Origin of the sequence: Clostridium algifaecis (assembly GCF_017874415.1) — a bacterium.
GTDB lineage: Bacteria > Bacillota > Clostridia > Clostridiales > Clostridiaceae > Clostridium_B > Clostridium_B algifaecis.
In genome coordinates this window covers 50014-73235 of sequence record NZ_JAGGLM010000011.1, presented here as the reverse complement: position 1 = coordinate 73235, position 23222 = coordinate 50014, and the positions used below count along the sequence as shown (strand labels likewise).

Below are 23222 nucleotides of genomic sequence, written 5' to 3'. Positions count from 1 at the left end.
AAGTTTTTATTATTTCACTTGTCTACCTAGAAGGAAGCATATCACTTCATCTGTACTTGCTGAACTTAAAAAACATAAGACAAGACAATCACAAGAAAAATTAATGGCTGGTGAAGCTTATACAGATAATGACTTAATTTTTCCAAATCAAGTTGGTGAACCTTTAGATATACGAAATTTAACAAAAAGTTATGAAAGAGTACTTAAAAAAGCTAATATACCTTACAAAAATTTTCACTCCATGAGACACACTTTTGCTACAAGATTATTTGAAGAAGATGTCCCTCTTAAAACAGTTCAGGAACTTTTAGGTCATGCAGATATATCTACCACAGCGAATATTTATACACATGTAATGCCTAAGCAAAAGGTAAAAGCGGTTGATAAAATTGACTATTTATTTACTCCATAAATTTATGGAGTACTTTTTTTATTTTTATTTTTTATATAAAACATTCTGGGTTGTGTTACGGTTGTGTTATTTGGCAATAAAAAAAGCCTCACGATATCGTGAAAGCATTGATACTGGTACACCCAGTGGGGTTCGAACCCACGACCTCTGGATTCGAAGTCCATCACTCTATCCAGCTGAGCTATGGGTGCACAAACATATTTTAATATATAAAAATGGAGCGGGTGAAGGGAATCGAACCCTCATAACTAGCTTGGAAGGCTAGCACTCTACCACTGAGTTACACCCGCATATCTTATTAAATTAAATGGTCGGGGTGACAGGGATTGAACCTGCGACCTCATGGTCCCAAACCACGCGCGCTCCCATCTGCGCCACACCCCGATATAAAAAATTGTTTACAAACTTTATAGACTAAAGTTTTACTTTGGTGCGCCATCGGGGACTCGAACCCCGGGCAACCTGATTAAGAGTCAGATGCTCTACCAACTGAGCTAATGGCGCTAAAACTGGTGCGTCTTAAGGGATTTGAACCCCCGGCCCACGGCTTAGAAGGCCGTTGCTCTATCCAACTGAGCTAAAGACGCATATCTTGGAGCGGGTGAAGGGAATCGAACCCTCATAACTAGCTTGGAAGGCTAGCACTCTACCACTGAGTTACACCCGCATAAAAATGGAGCGGAAGACGAGATTCGAACTCGCGACGTTCACCTTGGCAAGGTGACGCTCTACCACTGAGCCACTCCCGCTTATACTAATCAATTATTAAAACATATAATGGTGCAGGTGAAGGGAGTCGAACCCCCACGTCGTAAAACGCTAGATCCTAAGTCTAGTGCGTCTGCCAATTCCGCCACACCTGCATATAAAACAAACATATACTATCATATATTATATATAATACAATATATTAATTAAAACAAAACCAATGGTGGCTCACCGGGGAATTGAACCCCGGACAACATGATTAAAAGTCATGTGCTCTACCAACTGAGCTAGTGAACCATATTTATTTGGCTGGGATGGCAGGATTTGAACCTACGAATGATGGAGTCAAAGTCCATTGCCTTACCACTTGGCTACATCCCAAAATATGGGGTGGACGATGGGACTTGAACCCACGACAACCAGGACCACAATCTGGCGCTCTACCAGCTGAACTACGTCCACCATATTTGGTGCGCCATCGGGGACTCGAACCCCGGACAACCTGATTAAGAGTCAGATGCTCTACCAACTGAGCTAATGGCGCAAAACTGGTGCGTCTTAAGGGATTTGAACCCCCGGCCCACGGCTTAGAAGGCCGTTGCTCTATCCAACTGAGCTAAAGACGCACATTTTTGGAGCGGGTGAAGGGAATCGAACCCTCATAACTAGCTTGGAAGGCTAGCACTCTACCACTGAGTTACACCCGCATATCTATGATTAATGGTCGGGGTGACAGGGATTGAACCTGCGACCTCATGGTCCCAAACCACGCGCGCTCCCATCTGCGCCACACCCCGAAATCAATAAATACATAACGTTGCTGATCGAAAACCCCTAAGATTTCTCTTTGAACTTTCCTTGCCCTCAACAACATTAACTATTCTACACGATATAATCATATTCGTCAATAGTTAATTTAAATTTTTTTCATTTTTTTTATTTAAATTTCCTTAATACTTGCATTTATTCTTTCATTTTCTATCTTTATCACAGCAACGCTCCTGGATCCATTCCTTGGATATGATGGACTTCCTGGATTGATAAACCATATTCCTTCATCATAGTCTATCATTGACACATGGCTATGTCCAAATAGAACTACATCAGCATTTAATTCCATGGCTCTATACTTAATCCTCAATATATCATATTTAACATCATATCTATGGCCGTGAGTTATGAAAAACCTCTTTCCTGCTATATCCTCTATTCTTTCTTCAGGTACATCCGTAGAAAAGTCACAGTTTCCCCTGACATTTATAATCCTGCCTTTATAAAATTTTTCTATGCTGCATATATCTTGTACATTGTCACCTAAATGAATAATTAAATCAGGTTTATCAAATACTTCAATAGCTTTACTAATAATGCTTGTATATCTATGTGTATCGCTTATTACTCCTATCTTCATTTTCTTACTAAGACTCCTTTTTAATGACATCAATTCTTTCCTTTAAAGCTTTAAGTGCATTAGCTCTATGACTTATTGAATTTTTCAATTCTGCTGGCATCTGGGCAAAAGTCATATTATATTCAGGTACATAAAATAAAGGATCATATCCAAAATTATTTTCTCCCAGTTCCTTATGAGCTACCACACCATTTACTTCTCCTATCACTTTTAACGGTTCGTTATTTTCCAAAATTAAAACTATCGCACATACAAACTTTGCCTTCCTATCATCTTCACTTTTTTCGCTAAGCAGCTTTAAAAGTTTCTCATTATTTTTTTTATCATTGCCATGTTCTCCACAAAATCTTGCAGAATATATTCCAGGTGCTCCATTTAGTCCTTTTACCATAATTCCAGAATCATCTGCAAGTACCATTCCACCTGTTATATCATGTATTTGTTTTGCTTTTTTATAGGCATTTTCCATAAATGTATTTCCATCTTCTACAACATCTATATTTACCCCTGCTTCTTTCATAGAAAAAATTTCTACAGGATAATCTGAAAATATCTGCTTTATCTCTCTAATTTTATTTTTATTGTTACTTGCTATTATTAACTTTTTCATCACTTTCACCTGTTCCTATCCATAAACAATCCATTTTTAAACTATCTTTTTGTGATTGTATCATATTTTTTATACCTTTTTCTGACATTGCAAGCAGTTCATTTAAATCATCTCTTGAAAATGGATACTGTTCTCCTGTACCCTGTATTTCAATAAATTTTCCCGTATCTGTCATTACAATATTCATATCAACCTGCGCCCTTGAATCTTCCACATAGCATAGATCAAGCATCTTTACTTTATTTACTATTCCAACACTAACAGCACTTACAAAATTTCTTACTGGATATATCTTAAAAGGGCTGCGCTTGTGAAGTCTATTTACAGCATCAACTAATGCTACAAAAGCTCCAGATATAGATGCAGTTCTTGTACCTCCATCTGCCTGTATTACATCACAGTCAATCCATATAGTCTTTTCTCCAAGTGCTTTTAAGTCTACAACCGACCTTAGCGCCCTCCCTATTAATCTCTGAATCTCCATATTTCTTCCATCTATTTTTCCCCTGGATATCTCCCTTACCTTTCTTGATTGAGTGGCTCTTGGCAGCATATTGTATTCACATGTGATCCATCCCTCATTTTTTCCTTTTAAAAACGGTGGAACTCTGTCCTCAACAGAAGCAGTACATATAACCTTAGTATCTCCTGTCTCTATAAGCACCGATCCTTCTGCATATTTAGTATAATGCCTTGTTATTTTTATATGTCTTCCCTGATCGTTTCTTCTGCCGTCAATTCGCATATCATACCTCCAAAATCAACAAATTATCATTTTAATTTTTCTTCCAGTACAAACAATTCATCTCTTTCAGGTGGTTCTACCTGAACTTCATATTCTTTATCTATCATAACACCAATATTTCCTGTCATTTTCCCTATAATACTGGCTTCTATTCCTTCACTTTTTAATAAATCAATTAGTTTTTCGCCTCTATTTGTAGTTATAAGCATACTTCCAGACGAAATTAACCTAAGTGGATCTATTCCATATGCATTGCATAATTTTTTTGTTATTTCCGTTATCGGCATTTTATCCTTGTATATTTTAAAACCAATTCCACTTGCTTTGGCAACTTCCCACAGTCCTCCAAGGAGACCACCTTCAGTTATATCATGCATGGAGTTTACACCAAATTTTCCACATATGATTCCTTCTTTTACTACACTTATATTTTTAATATAAGACTTTGCCTCTTCTATTTCTTCTTTAGAAAGTACATTATCAATTTTTCTTTCATAATCATTGGCTATAATACTTGTACCTTCAATACATAAATTCTTTGTAACTATTATATCATCATTTTCTTTTGCACCTGCTGTAGAAACGGCTTTTCCTTTATCCCCTTTCCCAATTACAGTACAGGATATAACCAATTTGTTTACAGCCCTGGTTACTTCTGTATGTCCTCCTAATATCTCTATATTCAGTTTTTTAGTTTCATCATCAATTTCTTTCATAATATTGTTGATATCATCTAGAGTACACTCCTCTGGAGCTAAAATAGTTACTAAAATTCCAATAGGCTCTACACCACATGAAGCTATATCATTACAATTTATATGTACGGCTAACCTTCCACCATTTTTAGATGCACCTGTTATAGGATCTGTTGAAACAACACATTCTTTTTCTCCAAAATTTATAACACTACAGTCTTCTCCTATACCATTTCTTATCCTAACATCGTCCCTTAGCACCGTTTTGTTTTTATCTATTAAATTTTTTAAGTCATCCCAATCAAGCTTTCCAACTTTCATAAAAAAATCTTCCTCTCTTTTAAATAAATAGTCACTATTTTTAATTATATTTCATATTATTTATATAAGGATTAATTTATGGTAGGTGTTATATTTTGAAATATATAGGCCCATTTTTAAAAATCAATAAAATAAAACCGGATAATATAAAATCACAATTATTTTACTTAACGAAGGAGTCATTAAAACAAATAGTTCTATATTCCAAATGTGGTATAACTGTACCGAATAAAGATATTAAGTCCAAAAATATATCTAATGTTGATATTACCACATTTAAAAATGTTTCTCCACTATTATGTCTATATAGAAAAGCAAATCCCAATTTAATAAATATGGACAATAAATTATGCTGGAATGAAGATAAGTTTAAAAAAGAAATAAATATCGATAGTAACGCTTTTATGACTCTTTCACTCTTAGAACTAAGCAGCTATTATAACAATTTCAAAGATATAGATAAGAATAAGTACAGCTTAGGGCAATTGTATAACAATATTTGTAAAAAACAGCTCGAATTTTATGCTGAATATTTTAGAAACACCCAGGGTGTATTTGTAGATAAAAAGTGTGAAGACAGTTCTTACATTAATGGCTTAAAATTTACAGATAAAAATAAGAAATTTGATTTTTCAACCCAGGCACTACTTATGTGCGCTTATTACAAATGCAGTTCTTTAGTTGAAGATAAGGACAGTGAACAATTTAAAAATTTTTCCTTTGATATATTAAATATGCTAGTTGAATTAAAAAGTGAATTATATGAACAGTCATTTTCAGAACTCACAAAGCTATGTTTTGCATTAAATATATTTCATTCATATTCAAAAGATAAAAGTTGCAAAAAACTTCTTATTGATATTTCAGAATTAATATTTGAAAATTTTTATAATGATGAATATTTATTAAATACCAACAAAAAAGACAGTGTTGAAAATGATACTATAAACTATATAAATTATATACTTATATATAAACATACAAACATAATAAAAGCTAAAGAAAACGCAGCTTTCATATACAAAAAGCTTTTAAACTTATATGATGCTGAAAAAGGAATATTTATTAAAAATACTTCTGAAAAGAATATCGAGTTTTCCTGCTTAGAAATACTATCATACTTAATTAGCTGTATAATAGATTCAAATTTAAATGAAGAAAAAAACAAAAGCAATCTGATTGCCATTGATATATTTAAAAATCAATTATTAAATTCAGGACTGATTTTAAGCTGGCCCGAAGCCCCTGCTTTAAATAATGTTGAAAGATATAAAAATTTTTCTTTAAAATCAGAGGATCTGATTGAAGAACAAAATTTTAGGATGTCATCAATTCAATCACCTGAGACCTGTGAGCTTGCTCCTGTATTTGCCAAATATGTGACCTACAGCAAAAAAAAAGAGAGCTTTAAATCACCTAAAATTTCATTTGATTCATATAAAAACATGTATATATTTTTTTTAATTTTACACATATTAAAATAAAATACAATAAATATTAACTTAGATAGAACTTATTTAGATAAATAAGCTCTATCTAACTTTACATTTCCAAGTTTATTGAAATATATACCTTTTATATAACTCTTATTACAGATTACAATATTATTGAAGTAAAGTGGAATTAAGGCATTATCTCCAAGCAGTATATTTTCTGCTTCTTTAAGTTCAGTTAATCTTTTAGCATCATCTTTTTCAAAAGTTGCTTGTAATATTTTAGCATCAAATTCGCTATTTTTATATTTCCCAAAATTCAATTTAGAAGATGATTGAAAGTTCTCAAGCAGATCCATTGGATAATAATAGCTGCCACTATAGCTTACTTTGGCTATATCATAATCTTTACCTTTTATCTCATTTTCAAAATTGTCTTTGTTGTACCCTGTACAATCTACTTTTATACCAAATGTATCTTTAATATCTTTAGCTATAGACTCACATATCTTTTTATTTTCTACAGTGTTTAAATATATGAGCTTTAATGGAACTCCATTATATTTATAATTAGCTTTATTCATGAATTCTTTTGCTTTTTCACTTTGAGGTAAAAGATTGTCGGTAGTTATGTAATTTTTATTAAATCCATTATTTTCACTATACGGTACATAGACTGAGGATGCATCAACTTTATTATTCAATATATTTTGAATTATATTCTTCTTATTGACAGAAAGAGCTATTGCCTCTCTAAAATTATTATCATCCAATATATCAGCCTTTTTTCTATTAAAAATAAGAGCTTCCCCTCCATATGATGAAACAATATGTAGATTTTCAATATTTTTCATTTCGCTTATCGGAGGATTTGTAAATACATTTAGCATATTATTCTGAAAAGCTGCAAGTGCACTTTCACCACTTTGAAATGAAGTTATAACTATTTTACTGCTTTTAACGTTATTTTTGTTCCAAAATTTATCGTTTTTCTTTAATACAATGTCTCCATCATCTGATACATTATCTATTTTAAAGCTTCCTGAATATAATATATTTTTGTAATTTTTCCTCCAATTTGATAAATTACCATCTATCTTTCTAAGAGAATAAATTGGTTCTGTCAGTACATTCAAAAAATATCCACATGAATAGTTCAATCTAATCTGCAGTGTTTTATGATCTATAGCTTTAACTGCAACATTATCAAAATTTTCGTTATTTTTTCTGTACTCTTCCGCTCCAAATATACAGTTTAACTGATTTGAATATACATTGTTCAACTTTTTGTTAAGTACATCTGAAAAAAAATCTACAAAATCCTCAGCAGTTATATCCTGACCGTTGCTCCATTTTGCATCTTTTCTTATGTTAAAAGTGTACTGAGTCTTATCATTATTAACTTCCCATTTTTCTGCAAGATCAGGTACTACATTGCCTTTTTCATCTACACTAACAAGTCCCTCAAATAAGTTGCAAAGCAAATCCTTATCACCTGTATTATATGAATCTAGCATAACTAAATCTTTAGGAATTTCAGTCATATTATAAACTACTGCATCTTCATAATTGCTGCTATTTGTTTGCTTAACTTTTTTTTCTACAGATATAGAACTTATCATTATAACAATTATAAAGGTTAAGATTGTAGTAAAAACTATATAAATAAATTTTTTCATAATCCTCTCCCTACTAAATCTTAGTTTACTTACTGTTTTAAGTATTGACATACAGGAGAAAATTAAACAAACTAACGCAAAAAAATGACAGTCACCTTAATTCTTTGTTCACAAGTTTATTTACAATTTCAGGATTTGCATTTCCTTTTGTCTCTTTCATAATCATACCTATTATAAATTTAGCGGCTTTCTTTTTACCATTTTTATAATCTTGTACGGATTTTGGATTTTTTAGTATAACCTTCTTTACAATTTCATATATTTCTCCCTCATTATTGTTCTGTGCCAGGCCTTTTTTATTTACTATATCATAGGGACTTTCTCCTGTTTCAAACATCTCTTCTATTACTTTTTTTCCTATATTATTGGATATTTTATGCGAATCTACAAGTTTTATAAGATCTGCTAATTCACTTGATGTAAATTTTAGATCTTCTATGCTGATAGATTTTTCATTCATAAACTTTGACATATCTCCCATAATCCAATTAGCAGCAGACTTAGGATTTCCACTTAATTTTGCAGCATTCTCAAAAAAATCAGCTATCTTTAAATTTGAAGTAAGAACAGCTGCATCATATTTAGAAATTTTAAATTCTTTTTCAAAACGCTCTGCCATCTCATATGGAAGCTCAGGTATAGTTTTCTTTATTCTTTTTACATCTTCATCGCTAATTTTTATAGCTACTAAATCACCATCAGGAAAATACCTATAATCATTAGCTTGCTCCTTACTCCTCATAACTGAAGTTCTACCTTTTTCATCATCCCATCTTCTTGTTTCCCGCTCTATTTTTTCTCCATTTTCTATTGCTTTAATATGTCTTTTTATTTCATATTCAAATGCTTTTTCTAGTGCTTTAAAAGAATTTATATTTTTTAATTCAGTTCTCACACCAAGTTTAATACAAGTCTTCTCTTTTACAGATATATTTCCATCACACCTCAGCGAGCCCTGTTCCATTTTACAATCTGATACACCTATAGCCTGGAGTATACTCTTAAGTTTTTGAAGATACATTGTTGCTTCTTTCGGGCTTTCTATATCCGGTTTTGAAACTATCTCAATAAGTGGAACACCTGATCTATTGTAATCAACAAGTGTACCATTTTCTGTATGAATAAGCTTAGCTGCATCTTCTTCAATATGTATTCTCTCTATCCTTATTTTTTTCTCTTTGTTATTCTCTCCTTCTATTTCAATATATCCATTTCTACAAAGTGGAAATTTATCCTGGGTTATTTGGTAGTTTTTAGGACAGTCAGGATAAAAAAAATTTTTTCTATCCATTCTACTGTTATTTGCTATACTGCAGTTAAGTGCTAAACCGGCTTTTATAGCATATTCTATTACTTTTTTATTTATCATTGGAATAGAGCCCGGCAATCCGAGACATACTGGACATACATGACTATTTGGTATTCCTCCGAATTCTGTACTGCATCCACAAAATATTTTAGTATTGGTTGAAAGTTCTACATGAACTTCTAATCCAATAGTTGATTCAAATTCCATGAAAATTCTCTCCTTTAAGTATTAAAAAATCATATGTTAGGTGTTAACTTATGCCAATTAGTGCACTGTTCAAAGCTGTATGCCAAATTAAATAACACATCTTCCCTAAAATATCCACTTATAATTTGCATACCTACTGGAAGTCCATTTGCCATTCCACATGGAACTGATATAGAAGGAACTCCTGCCATATTTGAAGGTACGATATATAAATCAGACATGTACATTGCTATAGAATCTTTTTCTCTTTCTCCTATTTTAAAAGCAGTATTTGCAGTTGCAGGGCATATTATAGCATCAAATTTTTTCATTATATCCGCATATTCTTTTTTTATAAGGTTTCTAACTTTAAGTGCCTTTTTATAATAAGTATCATATCTTTCTTTAGAGAGCACATAAGTTCCAAGCATTATTCTCTTTTTTACTTCCTCTCCAAGACCTTCACTTCTAGACTTTATATATATATCTACTGCATCCTTATAATTTTTTGACCTGTACCCATACTTTATACCATCAAATCTTGCTAAATTTGACGATGCTTCAGCACAGCCTATAACATAATAGTCAGCAAGTGCATATTTAGAAAATGGAAGAGAACAATATTCAATTTTTGCTCCATTTTCTTTAAATACTTCTATAGCTTCCATTATACATTTTAATACATTTTCATCTATTCCGTATTCAAGGTACTCTTTTGGTACACCTATTTTCTTGCCTTTTATATCTTTATTTAAACTTTTACTGTAATCCGGTACTTTTACATTTGCAGTTGTAGAATCTTTATCATCAATACCAGATATGTATTGAGTTAAAAGTGCACAATCTTCTACATCTTTTGTTATTGGTCCAACCTGATCTAACGTAGACCCAAAAGCTACAGTTCCATATCTTGATACTCTTCCATAAGTTGGTTTAATTCCAACAACTCCGCAAAATGCTGCAGGCTGCCTTATAGAACCGCCAGTATCTGTACCTAAGGATAGTGCTGCTTCTCCTGATGAAATTGCTGCTGCCGAGCCTCCAGAAGAACCACCTGGGACTCTTTCTAAATCCCATGGATTTTTTGTTGTTTTAAAGTAACTTTTTTCTGTAGAAGAACCCATAGCAAATTCATCCATATTTAATTTTCCAAGCATTATTCCATCCTCATTTTTTATTTTTTCTATAACAGTTGCATCATATGGAGATGTATATCCCTCAAGTATTTTTGAACCACATGTATTTTGCATATCAGAAACACTTATATTATCTTTAACAGATACAGGTATTCCAAATAGCCCTCCAACATCTTGACTGGAAGATGCTAGCTTAGAATCGAGCTCCTTTGCCTTTTTTATAGCTTCATCTTGTGCTATATATAGATAAGCTTCAAGTTTAGAATCGAGCTTATTTATTCTATCTAAATAAAGTCCAACTACCTCTTCTACCTTCATTTCTTTATTTAGTATCTTATCTTCTAATTCATGTGCAGTAAAACTCATTACATTGCCTCCATAAATATAATTTTTCAGCTAACTTATTTAATAATTTTAGGTACAGCTATATAACTTTTAATATGTTCAGGTGAATTCTCTATTACTTTATCTATTTCCATAGATTTTTCAATCTTATCTTCTCTAAACCTATTTTCTATATAATATGGATTTACAAGTTCATCCTCATTTTCTACATCTAGTTCATTCAATTTATCTATATATCCTAGTATTTCATTCAATTCATCAATTAATTTTATTTCTTCATCTTCTTTAAACTCAAGTCTTGAAAGATCAGCCACATATTTGAACTCTTTCCTTGTAATAAACATTTAATCCCCTTCTTTTTTCTGTATATATTATATATTTTATCTTAAAGCCATCATATATACTTGTAAATATAAAAAAATAAGACAATCAAAAAGATTGTCTCTGTAATGCTTAATAAACTCTCATATACATAAAAAACACAGTGGCACATGCTATTAACACACAAGTTATAGGATATACTATATTCTTGAAATTTTTTCTGAATATCAGCATATTTATAGACCATATGATCATAGTTACAACTATGCACAATTGAAGAGTATAATAACCATTAAAATATTTTACATATACAAATTGATATGTAGTAAGTAGTGTTAATATTAATGCAAGAGTAGTAAAAATAACACCAATCCATCCTAATAAACTTATTGTATTTTTCATTTTTATCCTCCAGCAATTCAAATGCAAAAACTAAACTATATTAGGTCAAATTATTTTTATAATAAACCTTTTTTTATAGTTTGTAAATACATATTAATTATACTTTTTTGTTAACAATTTTATACTCGAATTATATTTTCAAATTCCGATTCATCTATTATTTTTACTCCAAGTTTAACTGCTTTGTCATATTTTGAACCTGCAGATTCCCCTGCTATAACATAATCTGTCTTTTTACTTACACTTTCAGATACTTTTGCCCCAAGGCTTTCCAGTTTCTGCTTTATTGTCGTTCTAGTATAATTGGTTAAAGCTCCTGTTACTACTATAGTTTTACCATTAAATTCACTATCTTTAATTTGTTTTTCCTCAAAATATGGACTTACTCCCAATTTTAATAATTCCTCTATACTATTTATTATATTGTTCTGATCGAAAAATTCCACTATGGTGTTTGCTACTGTATCTCCTATATCCTGAATGTTTATAAGTTCATCATATTTAGCTTTTCTAAGATTATCTAAATTTTTAAATGTGTTTGCAAGATCTCCTGCAGTTTTTTTACCTACATTTGCTATACCAAGAGCATATATAAATGAAGCTAGATCACATTTTTTACTTTTCTCTATTGAATCTATAAGATTTTGAGATTTTTTTTCTCCAAATTTGTCAAGCTTCATAAGCTCTTCCTTATTTAATCTAAATAGATCCGGTATAGATTTTATATCTAGTCTTTCAAAAAGCTGAATAGCTGTCTTCTCACTAAACCCTTCTATATTCATAGCTTCCCTGCTGCCAAAATGTACAATACTCTTTACCAGCTGTGGTTTGCATGAAAGTGTATTTTCACAAAAATAGTGAACCCCATCCTGTACAAGCTCGCTTCCACAATACGGACAATATTTAGGAGGATTAATTTCAGTACCTTCATTTAAACTTTCTTCAACTACTCCCATAATCTCAGGAATAACATCATTTGATCTTCTTATAAAAACCCTGCAGCCTTTTCTAACTCCCTTTCTTTTTATATCATCCATATTATTTAATGTTGCCCTTTTAATTGTAGCTCCTGCAAGCTCTACAGGCTCAAGTATAGCTGTAGGCGTAACCCTTCCGCTGCGTCCTACATTCCATTCTATATCCAAAAGAGTAGTAGTTGCTTCCTCTGCCTCAAATTTATAGGCTATTGCCCATCTAGGAAATTTAATAGTATATCCAAGTATATTCCTGGTTTCCATATCATCAACTACAATTACAACTCCATCTATATCATACTGGAGTTCACTCCTTATACTGTCTATATAAGAAAGTTCCTCTTTAATTTCATCAAGTGTTTTACATTTTTTAATATATCCATCCTGTGGAAATCCCATTTTTTTTATGAAATTCATCATTTCAATATAACTTTTAAATGATTTTCCCTCATTATATCCTACATCATAAAAAAAAGCAGACAATTTTCTTTTGGCTGTTTCCTTTACATTGAGATTTCTTAGAGCCCCTGCAGCTCCGTTTCTTAAATTTTTGAGAGGTATTTCCGACTTTTTATTGTATTCCTCAAATGCTCTCTTGGTCATAATAGCCTCTCCATGTACTTCTATGACATTTTTATTATCTATTTTAAGTGGAATGGACATTATTGTCTTAACTTGCTCTGTAACGTCTTCTCCAATACTGCCTGTACCTCTAGTTGCAGCTTTTACAAGCATTCCATTTTCATCATAAGTACAATTTATAGTAAGTCCATCAAACTTCTTGGTCAAAATATAACTTAGCTCCGGTAGTTTATGCGTATGAGTTAAATTATATTCATTTACAATTTTCAAATTTCTCTTATGCCATTCATATATTGCATCTACACTTTGCGCTTTATCCATACTCCATAATTTGTTTTTGTGCACATATTTCTGAAACTCCGGGAGTACAGTATCCCCAACTCTTTGAGTTGGGGAATACGGAAACACCATACCTGTCTCTTTTTCCAATTTTACAAGTTCATCATATTTTTCATCATATTCTTTATCAGAAACACTTGGATTGTCCATTACATAATACTCATATGCGTATTTATTCAATGCCTTTATAATTTTGTTCATTAAATCAGCCTTGTCATTGTCCATGTTCACAATTACCACCTCATATTCATGTAAATACTTTTATTACTATACAGCTTCAAGTTGTGCAACTCCATACATAAGATTCTTTATTCCTCTCTTATCAAAAGCTATAGTAAGTTTTATGCCACTTCCATTTTTATTTACACTCACAATAGTGCCTATTCCAAATTTATTATGTTTTACTTTTATACCAGCTTTTATATTTTCCAATTTCAATTCATTTTCATTTTTACTTTCAACTTTATTAATGGTTTTATTCTGCAATCCATATGACATTTTATTATCAACCTTTGACATAAGTGAAAAAGTATTATGCAGACTTGGTTTATTTCTAAAATTTTCTCTGCCGCCATTATCATACTCCTTCAAACTGCTTGATATCTCGTCTATAAAATCAGATTGACCGTAAGACACCATTCTCCCGAATATTCTTCTTGTTTCAGCTGAGGTCATATAAAGTTTTTCTTTTGCCCTTGTTATTCCGACATAACAAAGTCTTCTTGATTCTTCCATTTCGCCAGGATTATCAAGAGACTGACTGCCAGGAAATATTCCATTTTCCATTCCCACCATAAATACTACAGGAAATTCAAGACCCTTGGCACTGTGAACTGTCATTATAACCACTGTATCGGAGTTTTCATCAAAATTATCTATATCAGACACAAGTGTTACTTTTTCCAAAAATGCCGATAAGGATCTGTCTTCAGATGAATTTTCAAATTCCACTGCAGCAGACACAAGCTCTTTCAAATTTTCTATTCTGCTTACAGAATCTGCATCTTTTGAAGTTTTAAGTTTATCCAAATATCCTGTAGATTCAAGAATCTCTTTTATCAAACTTGAAACTGAAATTTCATCTTTGCTTCTTATAAAGCTATTTATAAGGCTTACAAATTTTTTTATTGAAGTAATACTTCTTTTAGGAAGGTTTATAACTTCCTCTATGTCAAGTAATACACTATACATACATTCATTCATAGAGATAGCAAATTTTTGTATCTTGTCTACTGTAGTATTTCCAATGCTTCTTTTTGGTTCATTTATTATTCTCTTTAAGCTAACATCATCCAGAGGATTATTTATAAATTTCAAATATGACATTATATCTTTTATTTCTTTTCTGTCATAAAATTTTAACCCTCCAATTATTCTATATGGTATATTATTTTTCATAAAAGTATCTTCAAATACTCTGGACTGTGCATTAGTTCTATAAAGTATGGCAAAATCCCTGTATTTTCTATTTTCAGTTCTACAAAGCTTTTTTATCTCGTTTGATACGTACATACCCTCGTCTATATCAGAATAGGCTTTGTATAATTTTATTTTGTCGCCATCTTCATTTTCAGTTCTAAGTATTTTAGTTTTTCGTTCGGAGTTATTTTTTATAATATCATTTGCCGCTTTTAGTATATTACCCTTGGATCTGTAGTTCTGCTCAAGTTTTATAATTTTTGCAGCTGGATAATCTTTTTCAAAGTCCAGTATATTTCTTATATCTGCACCTCTCCATTCATAAATACATTGGTCATCATCACCAACTACACATATATTTTTATGCTCCTTTGCAAGGAGCCTTATTAATTCATATTGAGACTTATTTGTATCTTGATATTCGTCTACCATTATGTACTTGAATTTTCTCTGATAGAATTCAAGCACATCACTATTTTCCTTAAAAAGCTGAACCGTCTTATATATCAAATCATCGAAATCCAGCGCATTGTTATTTTTTAATTTTTTTTGATAAAGAATATAAACATCAGCAATTTTATCAAGCCTATCATTTTTATTATTTCCAACTTTATTTTTATACTTTGTAGGAGATATAAGATTGTCCTTTTGATTGCTTATTTTATTGATTATCTCTCTGTCAGATATAAATTTATCATCTATATTAAGCTCCTCCATGCACTGTTTTACAAGTACTTTTTGGTCATAGCTATCATATATCGCAAAGTTTTTATTGTAACCAAGCTTATCTATTTCTCTTCTAAGTATTCTCACACAACTGGAATGGAAAGTGGAAATCCACATATTATCTGCTTCTTTTCCTACAAGTTTTCTCACCCTGTCTTTCATCTCTCCTGCAGCTTTATTTGTAAAAGTTATAGCAAGAATTTTAGAAGGATATATACTTAAATCCTTAATCATATGGGCTATTCTATATGTAAGCACTCTTGTTTTACCAGAACCTGCTCCAGCTAATATGAGAAGTGGACCATCTATAGTAACTACCGCATTATACTGTTCTTTATTTAAAAGATTTTTTAAATCCATAAAATCCTCTCTCCCTATTTTTCTCTATTGCTTTTAATTAAAAACTTTATGTTTAATATTATATCATTTTAAACTGAATTTAATCATAAAAACACAAAAATGTGCTTTTCATTATTATAAGCACATTTAAACTAAATATAGAAAATATTATTTATTTTTCTTTTAATCTTTCTAAGACGATTTTATATCCATCACTACCATAATTCAGACATCTGTTTACCCTGCTTATTGTAGCAGTGCTTGCTCCTGTTTCACCTGCTATATCCAAATAAGTTTTTTTGTCTTTTAACATCTTTGCAACTTGAAGCCTCTGTTCCAATGCCTTTATTTCATTTATAGTGCATATATCATCAAAGAATCTATAACATTCTTCTTTTGTTTTAAGACTCAATACAGCCTCACACAGATAATCCATCTGTTTACTTTGTAATTTGGATTTATATTTTTCCATAAGCTTACCCTCTTATCTCATGAGTTTTAACTTAGATCACTTTAATTTTATCACGTATTAAAACATTAATCCATAAAAATATAATAATTTAAGTGAAGAGAATATTGCATTTAAATTATTATATTTCTATATATGAATTAAAAATTGCATATATGCAAAATTATATATTTTTTCATATTAATTTTTGAAAACAAAAACAGCCCATTGGGGCATAGGCTGTTTTTTATAAATAAAAAGGGGGCTATTTACTCTTTTTATTTAACCGTACAATATTATTATAGTAAAAGTTTATAAAAATATCAAGTCTTTTTTATAGATATATATCATGCATTTTTAATAAAAGTACGATATAAATTAATTCATTTTTAAAATATGTTTGACGCTTTTTAGTTCACTTTCTGACAATTCTCTGTAACTTCCCTCCCTTAAATTTTCGTCTAATTTAAGTGGTCCAAATTTTACTCTCTTTAAATATACTACATTCTTTCCAACTGCATTAAACATTCGCTTTACCTGATGAAATTTGCCTTCTTGTATAGTAACATTTACCATAGAACCGTCATTATCAACTTTTACAATATCCAATTTTGCAGGCATACATTTATAACCGTCGTCTAGTACTATTCCATCTTTAAAAGCTTTTATATCGGTTTCATCTACAGCTTTATCTATTTCAGCATAATAAACTTTGTCAATATGCCACTTAGGTGATATCAATCTATGATTTATTTCTCCATCATTAGTTATAAAAAGAAGTCCAACTGTATCCTTGTCAAGCCTTCCAACCGGGAAAGGTTTAAAAGCCCTGTACTCTTCATCCAATATATCTATAACAGTTTCGTCATAGTTGTCATAGGTAGCAGATACAACTCCATCGGGCTTATTCATGATAATATATATATTCTTTTTATAATCTACTGTATTATCTCCTACCTCCAACTTACTTTTATCAACATCAATTTTTATTGAACTATCACTTGCAACAACTCCATCTACTTTTACATAACCCTTTTTTACAATTTCCTTAACTTGTTTTCTAGTTCCGTAACCTAAATTTGATAAAATTTTATCTAATCTTTCCACCTCTTTATGTACCCTCCTTCAAGCTGCAATAATTGAACTTTAATAAAATAAAACAGCCGTATCAGACTGTTTTACTATTATTATAATAACCCATAACTTTTTGAACATAATCCCTTGTTTCATAAGGAAGTCTTGAAATTTCAGATGCATCATTTACGCCTCTAGATTTTAAAGTTCCATATCCAGCATTGTATGCAGCTAAAGCCAATTCTTTTGAATTTCCATACATATTCAATAAACTTCTCAAATATTCTGTACCGCCATCTACATTCTGCTCTACATTATATGGATCACTTACTCCTAATTCTGATGCTGTTCCCGGCATAAGCTGCATCAGTCCTTCTGCACCTGCTTCAGATGTGGAATTCGGATTAAAATCTGATTCCTGCTTGATAACTGCCATTATAAGATTTTTATCTACTCCATATTTCCTGGACGCTGTATCTACAGCCTGATCTATGGTCATGTTTCCACTTTTTATATCATTTTTGACTCCATTATAGACTTTATTAAGTCTCTCACCTGCTCCATATCCAAGCTTGCTCAGATCATCTTCGCCAAGTCCTAAATTTGATAAATCTATATTTCCATCTTCATCTGTCATAGCTTTAGTCAAGCTTTCCATAACAAGGCTAAATGAATCAGAATCTCCAAGTGCTGTTTTAAAAATCTGTGTCATCATCTGCATTTCCATCAATTTTTCAGCATTTTTATTTGCATCCGTTCCAGATACACTGTTTATACTCATTTTTTCACCCGCTTATAAATTATATACATCTACAATAATTAAATTATAAATTTAATTTGACTTAAAATCAATACTCTGACAACAAAACTAAACATTGATTGTAAATATATCATAGTCTTCATATGCATCTTTACTATACTGGCTCTTGCTAAGTACCATTACTTTATACTCATCATTATCGAATGGTACAAAAGTATAATTGTTCTTTTTGCTATAGCTTTGCGTTAATATCCAGTCACCTTTTTCCATAATATAAAATTCATATAATACATCTTTGCCGCCTTCGCTGCGTACATAAAATGTAACTGGCTCATTAATTATAAATTTATTTTTTTCACAAAATATTTTTGTATTAGTAACAGGAATTGCATCCCTTATTTCTATACTCATATGTTTTTTAGAATCAAATTCAAATGTACTTTTCACATTTTTTGCAAAAATATCTATACTGTACTTTCCCCTGCACTTCGGTACAAAAGAATAATTCTTTTCACTTACAAAACCTGTTTCTTCTATTTTATGTTCATTTATACTCATAATATATTTTACTACAATATTTTTAGTATCCTGAGTTATTATAGATATGGATACCTTGTCTCCTACCATATAGTATTCCCTAATAGGATACAGTATATAATCAATATTTGCAGGTATGTAATCAAAAACGTCTATATTCTTTATTGCATGACAATCATATTCCCTGCTGGAATAATAGTCCCTCACCCTCGCTTCTATTTCATAATCTCCTCTTTTTAGTGGTTTAAATTCTATCCAGTTACTTTTACTGTATTCTCTCTTTTCAACAGTTTGTCCATCTCTTTTTATCACAAAACTGTATTTTAAATTCACTCCACCTGACGCTGAAACAACTGCTCTTATATTTTCGCCTTTTAATACATTTCTATGTTTATTTAGTGTAAAATCATCTATATTAACAGGATCACTACTTTTGTCATCTATAACAAATTTCATGGAATCATAAGCTTCATATTCTCCATCATAAGATTTATCCTTTACAAATACACTTATCTTATATTCTCCCTGACATTTACTTTTCCATACATAGCTTGAAAATCTTATGTATCCAGAATCCTCACTGTATTCACCTTCAATTATGTACCTGTATAAAAGTTCATTGCCTCCTATAGCTTGAACTTTTATGACAATTTCAGTATCTGAAAGCTGAGGTGAATTTACATTTGTAGTGAAGTTTTCTATAAATATTTTTTTATACTTTTCTACATTAAAGTTTAGAATTGCCCTATCATCAAATTTGTTGTTAGAGTACATATCCTTTGCAAGACACAAAAGCCTATAATTTCCTTCTTTTTTTTCTATATAACTTACAATTCTTTTAGTAGAATAATTTTGTATTAAATTTACTTCTCCGCTTGAATTTATCTTAAAAAATTTATAGAGTATTGTCCTGTTTTCTTCATGTTCTGATAATATCTGGAACATAATTTCAGAATTACAAATAAGACTGCTATTCAAACATTTAAAATCTATTATTTGAACTTTTTTTAGAGGTTCTATAAAGAAGTTTACTTTTTTAAAATCATCAAAATCACTTTTAGAATCCGTGTTTTTGCACTCTACAAGTATTTCACCATTGTTTTCTGTCTTTACTGTATATATAAGCGTATTATCTGTAGAATAATCTTTTGCGAGCTGCCATCTATTATCAATCTTTATCCAGTATCTAAACATAACCGGAACTTTATTAGTATCTACATAAATTTTTATTTTGTCTCCAAGAACAAATTTGTTTTTATTTAAAACAATATCGTTTATTAGTTTTTCCTCTGCATCACCTATTATATAATTCGTCCTGGACACATAATCAAAACTTTTGTTTCCATTCCTTTTTTTAGCCTGAACCATAACTATATATTTTCCATCTTTTTTAGGAACCCATTCCATATTTTTGTCACATGTAAAATCTTTTAGCACACTCCATTTTCCATTACAACCCACCATATATTTATATAACAATTCCTGATCGCATTCATTTTCTATATTTATAACAATTTTGGAATCCCTTTTTTGTGGGCTATCCAAATTGCAATTTATAGCCAATTCATTCATAAATATTATCCCCCCATATTCAATTCACAGTGGACAACTGACTGTTAAATAATGTTACTTTAAATTATACTATAATTCCATATTATGTAATAGTATTTTTATAATTATTTACTAATTTAATTAAACTATTTTTCAACCTGTCGTCATCTTTTTGAGATCTTTTTTTAGGATTAAAAGTTTTTCCACCGCTGCGCCTTATTTTCTGAGACATATGCCTTTCAAAAAGAAGTCTATCTATATTTCCGTTATCATATATATATCCCTTTGGATTTACAGCATACGCTTTCTTCCCGAGTGCCATCGCAGCTACCCCATAATCCTGAGTTACCACTATGTCATTATTTTTCACTTCATTTATAAGGATTATATCTACACTTTGGAAACCACTATCCACATATTTTACAGTACTGTAATTGCTATTTAATATGTGATTAATATCACAGTACATTATAACTTCAATATTATTGTTACTTGCTACATTTTCTATTATATCTTTACCAGGGCATGCATCTGCATCAACCAATATTCTCATTTACTTATTACTTTCTCCTTTGCTTTGATTTCTCGATAAGTTCTAATTTTTCTTTGTTCTTCTTTAAAAAATTTATTTTTAATAAAACTGTAATACCTGAAAGTACTCCACCGCATAGAATAGAAATGCAAATTATTTTAAGTATTACTAAAAAACTCATACTTGAAGAATTAAAATAATTTATTATAAAAAATAATATTGAATATATTATCAATGATTTAATAAAAGTTTTTTTCATAAACTTACCCCCCCATAAACTAAAACCTTTAATATTATTATATTACATTTTTTCAGTTAATTAATCGATATAATAAAAAAATAATCTCACTCCATCATTAATGACGAAATGGGATTATTTATTTGCTACTTAAGTCTTTCTTCTAACTCAGCCTTTTTATCCTCATATCCTGGTTTTCCAAGAAGTGCAAACATATTCTTTTTATAAGCTTCAACTCCAGGTTGATTAAACGGATTTATTCCAAGTAAATATCCACTAATGGCACAAGCTCTTTCAAAGAAATAAACTGTGTATCCAAAATAGTAAGGTGTCAATTCAGGTATATCTAAAACTATAGCTGGAACATTTCCATCGCTGTGGGCTAGTACTGTCCCTCTAAGAGCCTGCTGATTTACAAAATCCATGGACTTTCCAGCTAAGAAGTTAAGGCCATCAAGATTTTCCTTATTTGCTTCTATAAATACTTCTTTTCTTGGTTTCTCTACTCTTATAAATGTTTCAAATAAAGTCCTAAGCCCCTGTTGTATATATTGTCCCATTGAATGTAGATCTGTTGAAAAATCTCCTGCTGCCGGGAATAATCCTTTATTTTCCTTTCCTTCACTTTCACCATATAACTGTTTCCACCACTCGCCGAAATAATGCAAGCATGGTTCAAAATTTGTTATCATTTCAATAGTTTTACCTTTTCTATAAAGTGCATTTCTAGCTGCTGCATATTTATAAGCATCATTTTTTTCTATATCATCACTGCTGTATGCTTCCCTTGCACCTGCTGCACCCTGCATCATTTCATCTATGTCAACTCCTGCTGCTGCTATAGGTAAAAGTCCTACCGCAGTTAAAACTGAATATCTTCCCCCTACATCATCTGGAATTACAAAAGTTTCATAGCCTTCCGCATCAGCTAAAGATTTTAAAGCTCCTTTTTTTCTGTCAGTAGTAGCATATATTCTATCTTTGGCTCCATCTTTACCATATTTCTTTTCAAGCAAATCCTTAAATATTCTAAATGCAATAGCCGGTTCTGTAGTAGTTCCCGATTTTGATATTACATTGACTGATATATCTTTTCCTTCTACTACTTCAAGCAAATCTGCCATATATGTAGAACTTATATTATTTCCCACGAAATATAAAGCAGGTGCATTTCTTTTATCTTTTGAAATACTCGTATAGAATGTATGACTAAGCATTTCAACAGCTGCTCTTGCACCTAAATAAGATCCGCCTATTCCTATAACTATAAGTGCATCGGAATTAGCTCTTATTTTTTCTGCAGCTTTTTTTATTCTTCTAAATTCTTCCTTATCATAATCAACTGGCAAGTCTACCCATCCAAGATAGTCATTTCCCTCTCCTGTTTTTTCTACAAGCATCTTATTAGCTGTAGTTACAAATGGTTGAAGATTTTTGATTTCGCTTTCCTCCAAATAAGGTTGTGTTTTGCTTAAATCCAATATTAAACTTTTTTTTGACATGCTACATACCTCCATATCTGTATAATTATTATATATAAATCAATTTTAGACTATTAATTTATATAAATCAATTATAATATAAAACTCATACTTATATCATAAAATTATTTTATTAATAATAATTTTTGTTCAATTATGAAATGACTACTATTTATACAATTCTCTGTAATAGTAGTCCCTTTACTATCTCATATATTTCATTCCAATTAAATACTCTAATTATATTCTCATTTAAAGGCATTCTATTATAATTAGTATCTATAAGCAGCACCTTAAAACCATTTTTTGATAACTGCACAGCATTTTCATATCAGTCATCTATAAATATATCCGATTCAAGTTTTTTAGCCATGTCAACTTTTTTGAAATATTTATTAGCACTACTTACCTAGAAATACGGATCCGTGATTGTTCCTTCAATATTATATTAATATATAATTATTATGTTTATATTAAAAAAAAGTAAAAATTTTTCTCTTAAAATGATA

General features: G+C 30.7%; 20 protein-coding genes, 15 tRNA genes and 1 pseudogene. 2 read left to right on the top strand and 34 right to left on the bottom strand.

All coding sequences use genetic code 11. From position 1 onward, the window contains the following. The first annotated feature begins 103 nt into the window (after positions 1-103). Positions 104-412 (top strand): tyrosine-type recombinase/integrase, encoded by a 309-nt coding sequence (locus tag J2Z42_RS09330; RefSeq protein WP_209702366.1) that lies wholly within the window; start codon positions 104-106, stop codon positions 410-412. Between the two features lie 114 nt (positions 413-526). Here J2Z42_RS09330 and J2Z42_RS09325 read toward each other — a convergent pair. The 19 genes from J2Z42_RS09325 to J2Z42_RS09235 all read right to left on the bottom strand — a co-directional run bounded on the left by J2Z42_RS09325 (position 527) and on the right by J2Z42_RS09235 (position 4902). After that, positions 527-603: transfer RNA gene (locus tag J2Z42_RS09325), tRNA-Arg, on the bottom strand. Between the two features lie 25 nt (positions 604-628). Beyond that, positions 629-702 (bottom strand) — tRNA-Gly (locus J2Z42_RS09320). Positions 703-720: 18 nt separating this feature from the next. Next, a tRNA-Pro gene (locus J2Z42_RS09315) sits at positions 721-796 on the bottom strand. A 44-nt stretch (positions 797-840) separates the two neighbouring features. Then, a tRNA-Lys gene (locus J2Z42_RS09310) sits at positions 841-916 on the bottom strand. 6 nt (positions 917-922) lie between these two features. Then, positions 923-999 (bottom strand) — tRNA-Arg (locus J2Z42_RS09305). Positions 1000-1005: 6 nt separating this feature from the next. Next, positions 1006-1079: transfer RNA gene (locus J2Z42_RS09300), tRNA-Gly, on the bottom strand. A 7-nt stretch (positions 1080-1086) separates the two neighbouring features. Next, a tRNA-Gly gene (locus J2Z42_RS09295) sits at positions 1087-1161 on the bottom strand. A 29-nt stretch (positions 1162-1190) separates the two neighbouring features. Then, a tRNA-Leu gene (locus J2Z42_RS09290) sits at positions 1191-1275 on the bottom strand. A gap of 66 nt (positions 1276-1341) precedes the next feature. Further along, a tRNA-Lys gene (locus J2Z42_RS09285) sits at positions 1342-1417 on the bottom strand. 9 nt (positions 1418-1426) lie between these two features. Beyond that, positions 1427-1501 (bottom strand) — tRNA-Gln (locus J2Z42_RS09280). Positions 1502-1506: 5 nt separating this feature from the next. Further along, a tRNA-His gene (locus J2Z42_RS09275) sits at positions 1507-1582 on the bottom strand. 6 nt (positions 1583-1588) lie between these two features. Next, a tRNA-Lys gene (locus tag J2Z42_RS09270) sits at positions 1589-1664 on the bottom strand. A 5-nt stretch (positions 1665-1669) separates the two neighbouring features. Next, positions 1670-1746: transfer RNA gene (locus J2Z42_RS09265), tRNA-Arg, on the bottom strand. Between the two features lie 7 nt (positions 1747-1753). Further along, positions 1754-1827, bottom strand: a tRNA-Gly gene (locus J2Z42_RS09260). 14 nt (positions 1828-1841) lie between these two features. Continuing rightward, positions 1842-1917, bottom strand: a tRNA-Pro gene (locus J2Z42_RS09255). A 143-nt stretch (positions 1918-2060) separates the two neighbouring features. After that, positions 2061-2531, bottom strand: coding sequence for a metallophosphoesterase (locus J2Z42_RS09250; protein ID WP_209702365.1), 471 nt, complete (start codon positions 2529-2531; stop codon positions 2061-2063). A gap of 7 nt (positions 2532-2538) precedes the next feature. Then, the gene (locus J2Z42_RS09245; protein ID WP_209702364.1) at positions 2539-3141 is read right to left on the bottom strand and encodes an XTP/dITP diphosphatase; all 603 of its coding nucleotides are present in this window, start codon (positions 3139-3141) and stop codon (positions 2539-2541) included. Next, positions 3116-3886 (bottom strand): ribonuclease PH, encoded by a 771-nt coding sequence (rph, locus tag J2Z42_RS09240; RefSeq protein ID WP_209702363.1) that lies wholly within the window; start codon positions 3884-3886, stop codon positions 3116-3118. Before rph ends, J2Z42_RS09245 begins: the two co-directional genes overlap by 26 nt. 26 nt (positions 3887-3912) lie before the next feature. Continuing rightward, positions 3913-4902 (bottom strand): AIR synthase family protein, encoded by a 990-nt coding sequence (locus J2Z42_RS09235; protein WP_209702362.1) that lies wholly within the window; start codon positions 4900-4902, stop codon positions 3913-3915. Between the two features lie 95 nt (positions 4903-4997). Here J2Z42_RS09235 and J2Z42_RS09230 point away from each other — a divergent pair, with 95 nt between their 5' ends. Next, the gene (locus J2Z42_RS09230) at positions 4998-6386 is read left to right on the top strand and encodes a hypothetical protein (protein WP_209702361.1); all 1389 of its coding nucleotides are present in this window, start codon (positions 4998-5000) and stop codon (positions 6384-6386) included. A 29-nt stretch (positions 6387-6415) separates the two neighbouring features. Here the strand turns inward: J2Z42_RS09230 and J2Z42_RS09225 are convergent, their stop codons facing one another. From J2Z42_RS09225 to J2Z42_RS14495, 15 genes and pseudogenes are all read right to left on the bottom strand, one after another. Continuing rightward, positions 6416-8014, bottom strand: a complete 1599-nt coding sequence (locus J2Z42_RS09225; protein WP_209702360.1) for a peptide ABC transporter substrate-binding protein — start codon at positions 8012-8014, stop codon at positions 6416-6418. A 91-nt stretch (positions 8015-8105) separates the two neighbouring features. Next, positions 8106-9530, bottom strand: a complete 1425-nt coding sequence (gene gatB, locus J2Z42_RS09220) for an Asp-tRNA(Asn)/Glu-tRNA(Gln) amidotransferase subunit GatB (protein WP_209702359.1) — start codon at positions 9528-9530, stop codon at positions 8106-8108. Positions 9531-9559: 29 nt separating this feature from the next. Further along, positions 9560-11011, bottom strand: coding sequence for an Asp-tRNA(Asn)/Glu-tRNA(Gln) amidotransferase subunit GatA (gene gatA, locus J2Z42_RS09215; protein ID WP_209702358.1), 1452 nt, complete (start codon positions 11009-11011; stop codon positions 9560-9562). A gap of 35 nt (positions 11012-11046) precedes the next feature. After that, a complete protein-coding gene (gene gatC, locus J2Z42_RS09210; protein ID WP_209702357.1) occupies positions 11047-11334 on the bottom strand; it encodes an Asp-tRNA(Asn)/Glu-tRNA(Gln) amidotransferase subunit GatC in 288 nt (95 codons plus the stop codon). Positions 11335-11443: 109 nt separating this feature from the next. Continuing rightward, the gene (locus J2Z42_RS09205) at positions 11444-11713 is read right to left on the bottom strand and encodes a hypothetical protein (protein WP_209702356.1); all 270 of its coding nucleotides are present in this window, start codon (positions 11711-11713) and stop codon (positions 11444-11446) included. 119 nt (positions 11714-11832) lie between these two features. After that, a complete protein-coding gene (gene ligA, locus J2Z42_RS09200; protein ID WP_209702355.1) occupies positions 11833-13833 on the bottom strand; it encodes an NAD-dependent DNA ligase LigA in 2001 nt (666 codons plus the stop codon). Positions 13834-13875: 42 nt separating this feature from the next. Beyond that, positions 13876-16113 (bottom strand): DNA helicase PcrA, encoded by a 2238-nt coding sequence (gene pcrA / locus J2Z42_RS09195; RefSeq protein WP_209702354.1) that lies wholly within the window; start codon positions 16111-16113, stop codon positions 13876-13878. A 151-nt stretch (positions 16114-16264) separates the two neighbouring features. Further along, positions 16265-16564 carry a YerC/YecD family TrpR-related protein gene (locus J2Z42_RS09190; RefSeq protein WP_209702353.1) on the bottom strand — a complete coding sequence of 100 codons (300 nt, stop codon included), beginning with the start codon at positions 16562-16564 and terminating at the stop codon, positions 16265-16267. A gap of 354 nt (positions 16565-16918) precedes the next feature. Continuing rightward, positions 16919-17647, bottom strand: coding sequence for a pseudouridine synthase (locus J2Z42_RS09185; RefSeq protein ID WP_209702352.1), 729 nt, complete (start codon positions 17645-17647; stop codon positions 16919-16921). 61 nt (positions 17648-17708) lie between these two features. Next, positions 17709-18395 carry a lytic transglycosylase domain-containing protein gene (locus tag J2Z42_RS09180; RefSeq protein WP_209702351.1) on the bottom strand — a complete coding sequence of 229 codons (687 nt, stop codon included), beginning with the start codon at positions 18393-18395 and terminating at the stop codon, positions 17709-17711. Positions 18396-18482: 87 nt separating this feature from the next. Continuing rightward, a complete protein-coding gene (locus J2Z42_RS09175) occupies positions 18483-20483 on the bottom strand; it encodes a triple tyrosine motif-containing protein (RefSeq protein ID WP_209702350.1) in 2001 nt (666 codons plus the stop codon). 82 nt (positions 20484-20565) lie between these two features. Next, positions 20566-21015: a YaiI/YqxD family protein gene (locus J2Z42_RS09170; RefSeq protein WP_209702349.1), complete on the bottom strand. Its 450-nt coding sequence runs from the start codon at positions 21013-21015 to the stop codon at positions 20566-20568. Between the two features lie 7 nt (positions 21016-21022). Further along, complete coding sequence (locus J2Z42_RS09165) at positions 21023-21253, bottom strand: hypothetical protein (protein WP_209702348.1); 231 nt, start codon at positions 21251-21253, stop codon at positions 21023-21025. Between the two features lie 125 nt (positions 21254-21378). Beyond that, positions 21379-22734: a glucose-6-phosphate isomerase gene (locus tag J2Z42_RS09160; RefSeq protein WP_209702347.1), complete on the bottom strand. Its 1356-nt coding sequence runs from the start codon at positions 22732-22734 to the stop codon at positions 21379-21381. Between the two features lie 151 nt (positions 22735-22885). Continuing rightward, positions 22886-23095, bottom strand: a pseudogene (locus J2Z42_RS14495) (hypothetical protein); the annotation flags it as partial. Positions 23096-23222: the final 127 nt, after the last annotated feature.

What these genes read in the sequence shown, in the direction of transcription:
- J2Z42_RS09330 (WP_209702366.1), top strand. Translation starts at nt 104, where the DNA reads ATGGCTGGTGAAGCTTATACAGATAATGACTTAATTTTTCCAAATCAA.
- J2Z42_RS09250 (WP_209702365.1), bottom strand. Translation starts at nt 2,531, where the DNA reads ATGAAGATAGGAGTAATAAGCGATACACATAGATATACAAGCATTATT.
- J2Z42_RS09245 (WP_209702364.1), bottom strand. Translation starts at nt 3,141, where the DNA reads ATGAAAAAGTTAATAATAGCAAGTAACAATAAAAATAAAATTAGAGAG.
- rph (WP_209702363.1), bottom strand. Translation starts at nt 3,886, where the DNA reads ATGCGAATTGACGGCAGAAGAAACGATCAGGGAAGACATATAAAAATA.
- J2Z42_RS09235 (WP_209702362.1), bottom strand. Translation starts at nt 4,902, where the DNA reads ATGAAAGTTGGAAAGCTTGATTGGGATGACTTAAAAAATTTAATAGAT.
- J2Z42_RS09225 (WP_209702360.1), bottom strand. Translation starts at nt 8,014, where the DNA reads ATGAAAAAATTTATTTATATAGTTTTTACTACAATCTTAACCTTTATA.
- gatB (WP_209702359.1), bottom strand. Translation starts at nt 9,530, where the DNA reads ATGGAATTTGAATCAACTATTGGATTAGAAGTTCATGTAGAACTTTCA.
- gatA (WP_209702358.1), bottom strand. Translation starts at nt 11,011, where the DNA reads ATGAGTTTTACTGCACATGAATTAGAAGATAAGATACTAAATAAAGAA.
- gatC (WP_209702357.1), bottom strand. Translation starts at nt 11,334, where the DNA reads ATGTTTATTACAAGGAAAGAGTTCAAATATGTGGCTGATCTTTCAAGA.
- J2Z42_RS09205 (WP_209702356.1), bottom strand. Translation starts at nt 11,713, where the DNA reads ATGAAAAATACAATAAGTTTATTAGGATGGATTGGTGTTATTTTTACT.
- ligA (WP_209702355.1), bottom strand. Translation starts at nt 13,833, where the DNA reads ATGGACAATGACAAGGCTGATTTAATGAACAAAATTATAAAGGCATTG.
- pcrA (WP_209702354.1), bottom strand. Translation starts at nt 16,113, where the DNA reads ATGGATTTAAAAAATCTTTTAAATAAAGAACAGTATAATGCGGTAGTT.
- J2Z42_RS09190 (WP_209702353.1), bottom strand. Translation starts at nt 16,564, where the DNA reads ATGGAAAAATATAAATCCAAATTACAAAGTAAACAGATGGATTATCTG.
- J2Z42_RS09180 (WP_209702351.1), bottom strand. Translation starts at nt 18,395, where the DNA reads ATGAGTATAAACAGTGTATCTGGAACGGATGCAAATAAAAATGCTGAA.
- J2Z42_RS09175 (WP_209702350.1), bottom strand. Translation starts at nt 20,483, where the DNA reads ATGAATGAATTGGCTATAAATTGCAATTTGGATAGCCCACAAAAAAGG.
- J2Z42_RS09170 (WP_209702349.1), bottom strand. Translation starts at nt 21,015, where the DNA reads ATGAGAATATTGGTTGATGCAGATGCATGCCCTGGTAAAGATATAATA.
- J2Z42_RS09165 (WP_209702348.1), bottom strand. Translation starts at nt 21,253, where the DNA reads ATGAAAAAAACTTTTATTAAATCATTGATAATATATTCAATATTATTT.
- J2Z42_RS09160 (WP_209702347.1), bottom strand. Translation starts at nt 22,734, where the DNA reads ATGTCAAAAAAAAGTTTAATATTGGATTTAAGCAAAACACAACCTTAT.